The 12,530-nt window shown below is 58.7% G+C and carries 12 protein-coding genes and 1 pseudogene; 6 read left to right on the top strand and 7 right to left on the bottom strand.

Annotated elements, in window-relative coordinates; all coding sequences use genetic code 11:
- Positions 1–36: 36 nt before the first annotated feature.
- The 4 genes from ychF to BF99_RS0119255 all read right to left on the bottom strand — a co-directional run bounded on the left by ychF (position 37) and on the right by BF99_RS0119255 (position 3,847).
- On the bottom strand, positions 37–1,128 hold the full coding sequence (ychF, locus tag BF99_RS0119270; RefSeq protein ID WP_025772518.1) for a redox-regulated ATPase YchF: 1,092 nt from the start codon (positions 1,126–1,128) through the stop codon (positions 37–39).
- Between the two features lie 186 nt (positions 1,129–1,314).
- Entirely contained in the window at positions 1,315–1,932 is a 618-nt protein-coding gene (gene pth / locus BF99_RS0119265; RefSeq protein WP_025772516.1) for an aminoacyl-tRNA hydrolase, read from the bottom strand.
- A gap of 128 nt (positions 1,933–2,060) precedes the next feature.
- A complete protein-coding gene (locus BF99_RS0119260; RefSeq protein ID WP_025772514.1) occupies positions 2,061–2,687 on the bottom strand; it encodes a 50S ribosomal protein L25/general stress protein Ctc in 627 nt (208 codons plus the stop codon).
- A gap of 107 nt (positions 2,688–2,794) precedes the next feature.
- Entirely contained in the window at positions 2,795–3,847 is a 1,053-nt protein-coding gene (locus tag BF99_RS0119255) for a ribose-phosphate pyrophosphokinase (protein WP_373604464.1), read from the bottom strand.
- 396 nt (positions 3,848–4,243) lie between these two features.
- Here BF99_RS0119255 and BF99_RS0119245 point away from each other — a divergent pair, with 396 nt between their 5' ends.
- Entirely contained in the window at positions 4,244–4,714 is a 471-nt protein-coding gene (locus BF99_RS0119245; RefSeq protein WP_051482995.1) for a GNAT family N-acetyltransferase, read from the top strand.
- Positions 4,715–4,808: 94 nt separating this feature from the next.
- Here BF99_RS0119245 and BF99_RS0119240 read toward each other — a convergent pair whose 3' ends face one another.
- Together BF99_RS0119240 and BF99_RS0119235 are read right to left on the bottom strand one after the other, a co-directional pair.
- Entirely contained in the window at positions 4,809–6,506 is a 1,698-nt protein-coding gene (locus tag BF99_RS0119240; protein ID WP_025772510.1) for a Na(+)/H(+) antiporter subunit D, read from the bottom strand.
- On the bottom strand, positions 6,503–6,793 hold the full coding sequence (locus tag BF99_RS0119235) for a hypothetical protein (protein WP_025772509.1): 291 nt from the start codon (positions 6,791–6,793) through the stop codon (positions 6,503–6,505). The genes BF99_RS0119240 and BF99_RS0119235 overlap by 4 nt, the downstream gene beginning before the upstream one ends.
- Before the next feature lie 554 nt (positions 6,794–7,347).
- On the opposite strand from BF99_RS0119235, the gene BF99_RS0119215 reads away from it, so the two are divergent.
- The 4 genes from BF99_RS0119215 (at position 7,348) to BF99_RS0119190 (ending at position 11,097) form a co-directional block, all read left to right on the top strand.
- Positions 7,348–8,199 (top strand): 3-hydroxybutyryl-CoA dehydrogenase, encoded by an 852-nt coding sequence (locus BF99_RS0119215; RefSeq protein WP_025772505.1) that lies wholly within the window; start codon positions 7,348–7,350, stop codon positions 8,197–8,199.
- Positions 8,200–8,403: 204 nt separating this feature from the next.
- A complete protein-coding gene (locus BF99_RS0119205) occupies positions 8,404–9,708 on the top strand; it encodes a pyridoxal phosphate-dependent aminotransferase (RefSeq protein WP_025772503.1) in 1,305 nt (434 codons plus the stop codon).
- A 562-nt stretch (positions 9,709–10,270) separates the two neighbouring features.
- Positions 10,271–10,711: a hypothetical protein gene (locus BF99_RS0119195; RefSeq protein ID WP_156013494.1), complete on the top strand. Its 441-nt coding sequence runs from the start codon at positions 10,271–10,273 to the stop codon at positions 10,709–10,711.
- 116 nt (positions 10,712–10,827) lie between these two features.
- Positions 10,828–11,097 (top strand): hypothetical protein, encoded by a 270-nt coding sequence (locus BF99_RS0119190; protein WP_025772500.1) that lies wholly within the window; start codon positions 10,828–10,830, stop codon positions 11,095–11,097.
- Positions 11,098–11,481: 384 nt separating this feature from the next.
- Here the strand turns inward: BF99_RS0119190 and BF99_RS0119180 are convergent, their stop codons facing one another.
- On the bottom strand, positions 11,482–12,054 hold the full coding sequence (locus BF99_RS0119180; RefSeq protein ID WP_197019231.1) for a hypothetical protein: 573 nt from the start codon (positions 12,052–12,054) through the stop codon (positions 11,482–11,484).
- A 32-nt stretch (positions 12,055–12,086) separates the two neighbouring features.
- On the opposite strand from BF99_RS0119180, the pseudogene BF99_RS21575 reads away from it, so the two are divergent.
- Positions 12,087–12,530, top strand: a pseudogene (locus tag BF99_RS21575) (hypothetical protein); the annotation flags it as partial.

Raw genomic sequence — 12,530 nt, 5'->3', positions numbered from 1 at the left:
TGCGAGCGTGCCTGCTCGACCGAGAGCATCATCGGCTCATACCGCGAAGCGAAAGTGCATGACGTCTCCCTCGGCGACGGGATAATCGCGGCCCTCCAAGCGCCATTTGCCGGCGTTGCGGGCGGCGCTTTCGCCTCCCAAGGAAACGAAATCATCGAAGGCGACGACCTCGGCGCGGATGAATCCGCGTTCGAAATCGCTATGGATCGTACCCGCCGCTTCGGCCGCGGTGGATCCCGTTCTCAAGGTCCAGGCGCGCACTTCCTTCGGTCCCGCGGTGAAAAAGGTCTGCAAATTCAACAAGGAGAAGGCGGCTCGAATGACCCGATCGAGGCCCGGTTCGCAAAGCCCCATCGAGGCGAGATATTCCTCTCGCTCGGCGGGATCGATCGTGGCGAGTTCGGCTTCGATTCCGGCGCAAACCCGCACGCACTGCGCTTTTTGATCGCTGGCCCTGCCCTCGACGGCCAGCGCCAAGGGGTTGTCCGCGAAACCGTCCTCGGCCACATTGGCGATATAGAGCGTCGGCTTGGCGGTCAGGGGGTTGAGCTCGGCAAGCCAAGCCGCTTCCTCCGAATCGCTTTCGAATTCTCGCAGCCCTCGTCCCTGTCCCAGATGATCCACCGCGCGTTGCATCAGCGCCGCCCGGGCGTTGGCTTTGCGATCCCCGGCTTTGCCCGCCTTGGTTGCCCGATCCCGCGCCCGTTCCATTTGCTCGAGGTCCGCAAGCAGCAGCTCGGTCTCGACGATCTCGATATCGTCCAAGGGCGAGACCTTGGCGTTGACATGGGTGATATCGTCCGATTCGAAGCAACGCACCACGTGGGCGATGGCTTGGGTCTCGCGGATATTGGCTAAAAAGCGATTCCCGAGCCCCTCGCCCTTCGAGGCTCCGGCGACCAGCCCGGCGATGTCGACGAATTCCGTCGTTGCCGGAACGCTTTTCGCCGGACGGACGATGTCGGCGAGGCGGGCAAGGCGCGGATCGGGTACCGATACCACCCCGACATTCGGTTCGATGGTGCAAAAAGGGTAGTTTTCGGCCGCGATCCCGGATTCGGTCAGCGCGTTGTAGAGGGTGGATTTACCGACATTCGGCAAGCCGACGATTCCGCATCTGATTCCCATGGCTTTTTTATTCCGGTCGGATGCTCGTTATCGTCCTGAGGCCAGAAAATCGCATCCATCTCGGATACGAAATCCACGCCCGCTTTTCGCCAAGGAGGCGCACCCACCGCATCGAGACCGAGCGCCGCTTGCGCCTGTATCGAGGGGAATTCAGTTGCCGACTCGACCGCCAATCCAGCCGCCGATTCAACCGTTATCGCCCGAAGGGGATCGATGCCCATCTCGGCGGTGAAGGACGGACATCGCCTTTTCGATATCGCCTTGGACGATGGGTGCCAAATACTCGGTCAGATGATCGATGGATTCGTCGATCAGCTCGCGCTCGGGCAGCGACGGGCGGTCCAAAACATAGCGAATCACCGCTTGCCCGCCATCCGAAGGGCGTCCGATCCCGATCCGGATGCGCATGAAATCGCTCCCGCCCAAGCGCGAGACGATATCGCGCAGGCCATTATGCCCACCATGTCCCCCGCCTCGTTTGAGGCGGACGGCGCCGGCGGGGATATCGAGATCGTCGTGGGCGATGCATATCCCCTCGATCGGGATCCGGTAGAAGGATGCCACCGCCGCCACCGCCCTCCCGCTTTCGTTCATGAAGGTATCCGGGCGAAAAAGACGCAGTCTTTGCCCGTCGATCTCGGCGGTGGCTTGCGCCCCGAAGCATCGGGGAAGGTCTTTGAAGCCGCCCTCGCCGCTTCGTTCGGCCACCCGATCGAGCAACCAAACCCCCGCATTATGGCGGGTGTCTTCGTAGCGAGCGCCGGGGTTGCCGAGCCCGATCAGCAATTGGCATGGAGCGGACAATGTTGGACAAGGCCGATGGGGCGAAGCGGTTGCGAGAAGGAGAAGAGCCGGAGATTGGGATCAAGGCTCGGCGATCGGCCTTTATTCCCACCCACGATGACAAGCCGCAGCCGAAAAGGGATCCGATACTACCCCTCTTGGCCTTCCTCGGTCTCGGCGGCGCTTCGATCCTCTTCGACCTTCTGCGGATGCTGCACACTGACCACCGGCTGATCGTTGTCGGGGTTGTGCGCAAGGGTCATCAGGCGCACCCCGTCGGGCAAGGGCAGTTCCGAAAGGTGCACGGATTCGCCGATATTGAGATTGCTGAGATCGATCTCGATGAATTCCGGGAGATCCTTCGGTAGGCAGCCGATTTCGACCTCGACCAGCAGATGGGTGACGACCCCTCCCGCCTTCTTGCCCGCGCACTGTTCTTCGTTGAGAAAGTGCAAGGGCACATGGATATGAATCTCGCTTTGCGCGCTGATGCGCTGGAAGTCGAGATGGGTGATCCGATGCGTGGCGGGATTTCGTTGCACCGCTTTGAGCACCGCTTGGCTTTCCTTGTCCTCGATTTTGATGGTGAGGACATGAGCGATGAACGCTTCATTTTGCAGTTGTCGGTGGATGCGGTTCCCGTCGACCGCGATCGCCAACGCATCATCGCCGCCCCCGTAGAGGATTGCCGGGATTCGCCCCTCGCGCCGTAGCCGTCGGCTCGAGCCGGTGCCTTTATCCGGCCGGGTCGTTGCCAGCACTTCGAATTCGTTCATCGTTCCAACTCCCGAAAAAAGATATTGTGAAAGCGACTGTCAGCCGACCTTCAAGGGTCGAACCGATCTCCGTTCGCGTTGGCGGAATATCGCAAGACGCGCCGAGATCAGTCCATGAATAAGGTGCCGATGGATTCCTCTTCGTTGATACGGCGCATGCTCTCGGCCAGCAGATCCGCCACGCAGAGCTGACGAATTTTCGGGCAAGCGCTCGCGCGTTCGTCAAGGCGGATGCTATTGGTGACCACCAGCTCGTCGAGCGCGGATTGTTCGATATTCGAAACCGCCTTGCCCGAAAGCACCGCATGGGTGCAGTAGGCGACCACCCGCAAGGCTCCGTTTTTCTTCAAGGCCTCGGCGGCGTTGCACAAGGTGCCCGCGGTATCGGCGATATCGTCGACGATCACGCAGCTGCGATCGTGCACATCGCCGATGATATTCATCACCTCGGCCTGATTCGCCTGCGGGCGGCGCTTGTCGATGATCGCAAGGTCGGCGTCATCGAGCCTCTTGGCAACGGCGCGGGCCCTTCCGACACCGCCGACATCCGGTGAAACCACCATCAAGTCGGGGTATTCATGCTTCCAAATATCCCCGACGAGCACCGGAGAGGCGTAGATATTATCGACCGGAATATTGAAAAATCCTTGGATCTGATCCGCATGAAGGTCCATCGTCAGTACGCGATCCGCCCCGGCACCCGAGATCATATTCGCCACCACCTTGGCCGAGATCGCGACTCTGGAAGCGCGCGGTCGTCGATCCTGACGGGCATAGCCGAGATAGGGGACCACCGCCGTCACCCGCCACGCCGAGGCCCGTTTGAGGGCATCGATCATCACCAGGAGTTCCATCAGGTGTTGGTCGACGGGGGAGCTGGTCGGCTGGACGATAAAAGCGTCCGTACCGCGCACGGAGTCGATGATTTCGACCATGGCCTCGCCGTCGCTGAAGCGGCCGACCATCGCTTTGCCGAAGGAGGCCATCCGGCGGAAGTCGCGGCTGTCGATCTTGCGTTTGCGCAAGGTGGCGAAAATTCTCTCGGCCAAGGGTTGGTTGGCGGTGCCGGAAAAGACCACCATCGGAGACTGTTTTTGCCCCGTATCCGCCGAAGGACGATGATCCGCAGATTCTTGCGATTCTTTGTAGCGATCGTTCACGATTGGAAAAAAGAGTTGTCGAAGAGGCTTGGAAGCGGATACGCCCAAGGTCGATGGGCGAGCGAATCTTTCGAAAGATAGATCGAGGTATCGGTTTTAAGATAGGTCAAGTAACAGGCCCGAAAAAGACAGCATGGCCGTGAACATGAACGAACAATGGAGAAGGTGGCTTCGAAGCCAAGGTTCGAGCAGGGCATTCTTCCTTCGAGAAGCGGTCAATCCATCGCTCGTTCGCCAAGACTCGACCGCCCCCTACCGACCATGGGTGCGATATTTTAGCGCAAATCGATCCTCTTCGGCGAAATGGATCGGTCAAGTCGATCGAACGGGGAATCGATCGAGTGGGATGACTAAAAGGCGGTGCGGCATGAAGGCTCGAATGGCGATATGAGCTCGATGAGGGATAATTTCGACCATCGCCCGACCATCGACGCAGACCATGAGGCTTTGATCGCGTTGGCGACGGGATCAAGGCTTTTCGAGTCCGACCAAATCGACATATTGGCGGGCATGTTGCGTTCGCCCGAAGAAAACGACGTTTGGTTGACCGATGACGAATCCGGCGTTCCGGTCGGCGTTGCGTACGTGGCTTTGGAAAAGATGACGCATGGAACGTGGAATCTTCGCTGGATCGAAGTCGATCCTGCGCACCAACGTCAAGGGCGTGGCAAGGCGATCCTCGATCATGTCGCAAATCGGTTGATCGAGAAAGGGCAGCGGATCTTACCGGTGGAGACTGCAGGCCTTGACGATTTCGACTATGTTCGCAAGTTCTACTCGGATAACGGTTTCGAAAAGGAGGCTCGAATTCGAGACTTCTACGAGGCCGGCGTCGATAAAGTGGTTTATCGCAAATCGCTTGCGTGATCGTTAGCATCATAAGAACCGATCGAGCGGACAGCGCACGGCGAGGGATGGATGCCCTTGACGAGTCTTTTTTCAAAGCTTGCGCTTCGTCGGCTCATCGAAGGGTCATCAACAGCCCGGCGACCAAGGTCGCAACCAGTACCACCGCCGTGCGGCGAGAGCCCCAGACGGTGGCCAAGCCTCCACCTGCGCCGAAAACCTGTCGAATCAGGGCCATCCCCCCGCAGAGCGAGCGCGAGCCGATCCTTCGAAGCATCGAGAGAGCCGGGCTAGGGCTCGATCGAAGTCTTCTAAGACCTGCTTTTCCCAGTCTTCTCCATAGCCATTCGATATCGAGGTTGACCGAGGGCACGCACGGCGGGTAGAGCCCGGTGCGTTGCAGCCAGACGAAAACCAAGGCCGAGAAGAGCAGGAGTTGGAGCTGGGCGATGACGTGCGAGACATCGTAGGCGTTGTAGTCGGTGGGGTAGGGTAGGAGTCCATAGAGGATGTGCGGCTGCAAGCCGAGCAGCAAGCATGCGAAGGCGGCCAGAGCCATCGCCACCAGCATGTTGATTGGGGGCTCGGTGGTGCGAATCCCCGAATCGCGCGAGAAAAAGGCGAAGAAGGGTATTTTGATACCGGCATAGTGAAAAGCCCCGGCGGCGGCGAAGAGCAGCGCGAACCATACGAAGTCATAGCCCTCCTCGATGGCGGCGGACATCACCATCGATTTGCTGACGAAACCGTTGAGGAGGGGGAAGGCGGAGATCGCCGCCGCCCCGACGATGCACAAGCCGGTGGTGATCGGCATGCTTTTATGGAGCCCGCCGAGATCGGACCCCTTGATGCGACCGGTCATGAAGAGCACCGCGCCCATCGACATCATCAGCAATCCCTTGAAGATTACGTCATTGAAGGCATGGGCCACCGCGGCGTTGATCGCCGCCGCCGTCCCGATGCCGATACCGCAGACGATGAAGCCGAGCTGATTGATCATGCTGTAGGCGAGCACGCGGCGCAGATCGTTTTCGATCACGGCATAGAAGATCGGGAAACAGGCCATCACCGCGCCGATATAGACGAGGGCCTCCGTCCCCGGGAATCCTCTGGCCAAGGCGTAGACCGCGACATTGGTGGTGAACGCCCCCAAGAAAACGGTGCCGGTGGGGGATGACTCGGGATAGGCGTCGGTGAGCCAGTTATGCAGCAAGGGGAAGGCGCATTTGATACCGAAGGCGAAGAAGATCAACCCTCCGGCCAAGTCGTCGAGGCCGATCTTTCCGAAAACGAGATCGCCGTATTCGATCCAATGAAGCGCCCCCCCGCTGAGCAGCAGCACCCCCGAGAGGATCTTGAACATCAGATAGCGCATTCCGGCGGCGGTGGCCCGCTTCGTGCCCCCGCAGAAAATGAGGCCGGCGGAGCTCAAAGCCATCAGCTCCCAGAAAATGAACAAGGTGATCAGATCGCCGGCGAAGATCGCACCCATGGCGGAGCCGGCATAGAGAAGCCCGACGGCGGGCTCCAAGCGGGTGCGCAAATGCAAGGAGAAAATGATCGCAAGGGCCGCCCCGATATGAAATAGCCAGCCGAAGAGCATGCTCAGCCGATCCACCCGTACCGGTGCGAGATCAAGACCGATGATGTCGGTTTGCCACAGCAAGCCCTCCTCGAGTTGGAGGAGATTGGCGATCCCGACGATCGGCAGGGCGATCAGCACGATCGTGCGAATGCGCCCGACGGGCAGCATAGGCATCAGTGCGGCGAAGATGAAAAAGGGGAGAAAAGGAGGCAAGGCGTGGCTCGTCATCGCGTTTCATCGCCTTTGGAACGATCGATCTTCGATGCATCTTCCTCGGGGGTATCGACCTCGTAATAGTCCTCTTTGCGCATCAGCGCTTTGCGCATGATATTGGCGGTGAATACCAGCACGATGCAAGCGCCGATGCCGTAGAAAACATAAAAGCCCGACCACTGCGAAAGAGGGTGAACGTCGTGACGGTGGTAGATGAAGTCGATGAGAAAGAGTCCGGCGCAGATCGCATACAAAGCGCGAAGGCCGATGCGACCGATACCGCTTGCGGGCTTGGGGTGCATATCTGATCGGTCAATCTTTGCTGCTCGGCCAAGACAAAGCCGAGATCGGGGCGGAGATGGCGAGGCATCGGTCGAAAATCGAATGACGGAAAATCGAATGACGCCGGAGATCGCCGGAGATCGCCGGCTCGTTCAAGGCCGATAGCGGGCGATATTACATGGCGAGGGACTATTTTGCACCTTTTCGCCGCCCTCGGATAGGCGTTGCGGTTTATGAGATCGGATGGTTTCGATCGGATTTCGAAAGGCCAGTGATCGCCGCCGGAGGTCCCCATCTCGGCGGCAATCGGCACCGTGCCCTTCGGCAGATATCGGCGAAAGGGGCTTTTTTAGGCCCAAGCGATCGCTCATCGGATGATATTTGGAAGACTCGTCGGCGTCGGCGCACTATCATTCCCGAATCCTTCGGTATGCGAGAGCGTCTTTTTCGATGTCGATCGATGCCGGGGGTCGTGATTTTCTCGCCTTTACGGATTCGATGTCGCCGAAAAGCGGCGGATCGATGCGAGGGCGGGCTTTCAATGGCGTTCATTGTCGAAGCAAAGGAGTGATCGATGAATTTTCGAACGATCGGGATTGTCGGGGCGGGCACGATGGGGCGAGGGATCGCCCAAGTATGCATCCAGCGGGGCTTCGATGTGGCGCTCAACGATGTCGATGCCAAGGCCCTCGAAAAAGCCGCGGCCGCCATCGAAAAGCAGCTGGCCAGGGCGGTGGAAAAAGGGCGGATCAGCGCCGAGGATCAGGCAGCGGCGATGTCTCGCCTTCGTTTGGCGCCCTCGCTGGAGGATCTGGCCGAGGTCGATCTTTGCATCGAGGCTGCGACCGAGAATCCCGATCTGAAACTCGATCTCTTCCGGGCCTTAGAGGGGGTGTGCTCCAAGGAGGCGATCATCGCCTCGAATACCTCCTCGATCTCCCTGACTCGGATCGCAGGGGTCTGCACCCTCCCCGAGCGGGTGATCGGGATGCATTTTTTCAATCCGGTTCCGGTGATGGAACTGGTCGAGCTGATCCGGGCCTTGCAGACGTCGGATGCCACCTTCGACGCCGTGTCGGCCTTCTCCGAGCGGCTCGGAAAGAGTGTGGTCAGCGTCAAGGATAGTCCCGGATTCGTGGTCAACCGGATGTTGGTGCCGCTGATCAACGAGGCGGTCTTCGTGCTTGCCGAAGGGCTTGCCGAGGCCGAGGAGATCGACAAGGCGATGAGGCTCGGTGCCAATCACCCGATCGGACCTTTGGCCCTGGCCGATCTCGTGGGGCTCGATGTCTGTCTCTATGTATTGGATGTCCTTTATCGGGAGTTCTCCGACTCCAAATACCGCGCCTGCCCTTTGCTGCGAAAGATGGTGGATGCCGGTCGTTTGGGGCGAAAGAGCGGCCGTGGCTTTTTCGAATACGCCTGAAAAGGGCTTCGACGTCGACGAATTCGATCGGGGAATCGGCTCTTGTCGGTGTCCGGTGCGCTCGGCTCGGATTTCGTGCAGATTTCGTTCATCTTGTCGGCAAAGCATCGACAAAGGAAAATCATGCCGAGCGCGCCATCTCGCCACCCGAGATCCCTTCGCATTTTCGTCGATGGCGGCAAAAAATCATGGTGAGGAATCGCAATGAAGCTATCCGAGACCGTCATTCGCCTGATGACCCGACTCGCCGTCGAGCATCGGGCCATCAATCTATCGCAAGGATTCACCGACGAGGCTCCCGACTATGAAATGACTTGGGGCGCGATCGCGGCTTTGTTGGGAGGCACGCAAGAGGGGATCGATCGCTTGGAGTCGATGACCTTGGGGGATCTGATCTCGCTCTCCGAAGGGGCCGGCGGCAATGCCTCGAAGATGCCTTTGAAGGATCTGCTCTCGCGGCTGCGCAATCCTTACGATCAATTCAGTCAATACTCGTTTCCTTTCGGGATTCGAGAACTGCGCGTCGCCATCGCCGATTACACCGAAGCCTTTTATGGCCATCGTCCCGATCCGGAAGACCAGATCACGGTGGTTCTCGGGGCGAGCGAGGGGATGGCGGCGACCTATCGGGCTTTTTTCTCGCCGGGGGATGCGGTGGTGGTGATGCAGCCCTTTCACGAGATCTATCCGTCGCAGGCGGGGATCTTCGGCTTGGTCCCGAAATTCATCACCCTGCGCGAGGATCGAGACCGAGGGAGTTGGGATCTGGATCGGGATGAGCTGCGCCGGGCGATGAGCGATCCGGCGGTGCGGGCGATCATCGTCAACACCCCGCATAACCCGACCGGCAAGGTATTGAGCGAGGAGGAACTGGCCTTCATCGCCGAGCTGTGCAATGAATATGATTGCTTTGCGATTACCGACGAAATCTACGAACACATCATCTATGACGGCCATCGCCATCATTATCTTTGCGCCTTCGAGGGGATGGCGGATCGAACCATCACGATCAATTCGATCTCGAAAACCGGAAAATCGACGGGGTGGCGGATCGGCTGGGTGATCACGCCGCCCGAACATACCCGGGCTTTGCGGGCGGTGCACGACAATCTGGTGGTTCAAGCCCCGACCCCGCTGCAAAAAGGGGCGGTCGATCTGCTGCGCCGGGATGCGCAGTTCTTTGCGGGAATCGCCCCGAAATACCGCATCAAGCGGGATCGCTTGGTGGCCGGGCTGCGCTCGGTCGGTTTCGCGCTCACCCCGCCCGAGGGCGCCTACTACCTCTTCGCCGATTATCGCAAGGTGACGGCGCTTTCCGGATTCGATTCCTTCGATGCCGCGATGCACCTGATCAAGGAGGTCGGGGTGGCGACGGTGCCCGGGGATAATTTCTATTCACCCGATACCCCCGAAGCCAAAAGCGAGGGCGGACGCTATCTTCGCTTCGCTTTTTGTCGCTCCCTCGAAACATTGGAGGCGGCGATCGAAAGACTGCATCGCAATCTTTGACGGATTTTCTTTTCTTCCCTAGCGACACCTCTCTTGCGACAGATCGGGTCGCCCTATCTCCATCCCCCATATCGGCATGCCCTTTCACCGCCCGGCTTGAGATGATCCTCCGGGGGGACCTGCGGTGCTTTCGAGTGCCGGGTGAATCACCCGAGGATTCGAGCGGCCCATTGCCGTCGAGCGCATCGAGGGACGGATCTGCGGGGTATCCGATAACCCTCGAATCACTGGCGATTGTCAACGATGCGAGCCTTGAGGTTCTCGGCGCACTTCTTCGGCGAATCGATCGTCGGAGTCGATCCGATTCGGCGGGCGCTCGATTTTCGCAACAGCGAGTGAATAAAAAAGCCTTCGAGTGGTCAAAGAGGGTAGCGCCGGTTATCACCGAAGGATCGGGTTTCGAGATTCCGGCGTCGAAGCGGATGGCGATATCGTCGCCACCCGCCTCGGTGTCGAGCGGCAGTCAATCTCTCGGAAGATCGAGGCCGAGCGGCTTGGCAAGAAGAGGCGGGCGATGGCGAAGACCCTCTCGATCGAACGACGGGACACAAGGAGAAAGAAATTGGATATATTGAAGGAAGCGCTTGGCATGTACGTCAACCTCGTAGTCCTTTTGGGCACCGGGGCCGGGGTGACTTGGTGGGCGACAAGGCGCTTGGAAGAACGCATCCAAAAGGAGGTCCAAGGTATGGACAGACTGCAATCCATCGAGATGAGGATGTTGAATATCGAGAACAGAGTCTCGGGCATCGAGGAAAAGATGGCCACGAAAGAGGATCTGAACAAAATGGTTGCCGACATGACCGCTACCATGGTTGCCAAAGATGACCTGAATAAAATGGTTGCCAACATGACCGCTACCATGGCCACCAAGGAAGATCTGAGCAAAATGGTCGCCAAGGATGACCTGAATAAAATGGTTGCCAACATGGCCACGAAAGATGATCTGGCCAAGCTGCTCGATGCTATCAACAACAGGAACGGGCAAGGCGGGCCGGGCTGAAAGGTATCGATGGCTTTTGCGCACGGCCTTGCGCCCCCTTCGGGCGCAGGGCCGGGATGATGGCGGACGGCGATCCGACGTTTTGAAAAAAGTCATCCGAAAGGGAGATCAGATGCATGCGTATACTGCAATCGCTGGAGAGGAAGTTGTTGAATATCGATGGCGCGCTCTCGAGGATCGAGAACAAAGTCTCGAGGATCGAGGAAAAGATGGCCACGAAAGAGGATCTGAACAAAATGGTTGCCGACATGACCGCTACCATGGTTGCCAAGGATGACCTGAACAAAATGATTGCCAACATGACCGCTACCATGGCCACGAAAGATGATGTGGCCAATCTGCTCGATGCTATCCACAACAAGAACGGGGGAGGCGGGCAAGGCTAGAAGGTATCGATATGGTCCTTGTATTCGCATGCCCTCCGATGCGGCTTGCGTGTTCGAAGAGCGATCCGTCAACGGGCGATCGATCCGAAGCGATCCGAGAAAAAACTTACGAATTCGCGAAAGTTCGATCCCGCACGCCCGACCCCCCATCTTCGACCTTCTCTTCGAGCCTCGCCTGACGGCATTCGCTTGGCGCTTCGCATCGAATATCGACGATATCGGCTCTCGAAAAAATCCCCCTCGTCTCAATCGTCGATCGAATCATCGATGCGGGCGGTCGGCGATTCGAACATCCAACCGATCATCCAACCGATCATCCAACCGATCATCCAATATGCAGGTACGATCGTTGCGCCGACGCCGAGATCGAAGATAGATGAGGATTCAAATCAACCGAGAGTCGTAAGCCCAGTGCAACAAAGCCTGGCGCTGCCTCGGCCTGCAGGAAAAATCCCCCTTCATACAGTGATTTCGGATCTGCGAGACATGACGGCGAAAGGCTTGCCAGCGTCGGATCTGGCGATCGTCGTCGACGGAACGCCGCCCTCGATAATAGCGGCAGTACCATTGGAACCATCCCCGGGGGTCGTCGGGGTGGATCCATCCCTTGCGCCGCCAGATCGATAACGGTTGCGAGGCCCTCACCTTGAAAAAATTCAGCGAAGGATCGGGGCGCCCGGGCGAGAGTTTCGCCCCTTCGAACCATGAGGCCGGGAACTCGTCTCGGCAATCGCAAAGATAGCAGCCGCCGAAAACCCCCAAGCGCAGCATCTGCTTCGGGGTCAGCTGCGGGGCGAAATCGGGATCGAAATCGCGTCCCGCCGGGGCGCTCGTCATATAAACATAGCCTCGTTGCATCTTGTCGTTGACTTGGATTCTCATTTCGACCTCTTTGAATGTCTGCTCATCGACGAACCGACGATGAGCGCCCCTCTCCTCGTCCTGCATGTTCGGCATTCGAGCCCGGGTTATCGTAAATTCTCCATCCCTTGGCGGTGCTTGTCCTGGCGATGCTTTTCAGCGAGCCGACCATCGACTCGATCATCGGCCCCATCATCGATCTTTTTACCAGAGACCCTTTTCGGATGAAGACCTGTCCTTTCGGAGCCTGGCCCTCCCCGATCACCGCCGAGGCCATTGCCGCCGGCAGCATCAGACTCTATTCCCCGGCCATCGACGACGGGCGGATCGCTTGGCTTGAAATCCGTCCGGAAGAGGGCGGGCGCAGCGTTTTCATGCGTCAAGACGAAAAGGGCGAGATCGAGGCCTTCACCCCCGATCCCTTGAGCGTGCGCTCCAAGGTGCACGAGTACGGTGGCGGAGCTTATGCCTTTTGCGGCGATCGGCTTTGGTTTTCGAACGAAGCCGACGGCCGCATCATGGTGCAGGAAAGTCCCTCGGCCGCCCCCCTTCCTTTGACTCGCCTCCTTGAA

Source organism: Thioalkalivibrio sp. HK1 (assembly GCA_000583135.1).
In the GTDB taxonomy this organism is placed as follows: Bacteria; Pseudomonadota; Gammaproteobacteria; order HK1; family HK1; genus HK1.
This window is presented reverse-complemented; position numbering and strand designations above follow the sequence as displayed.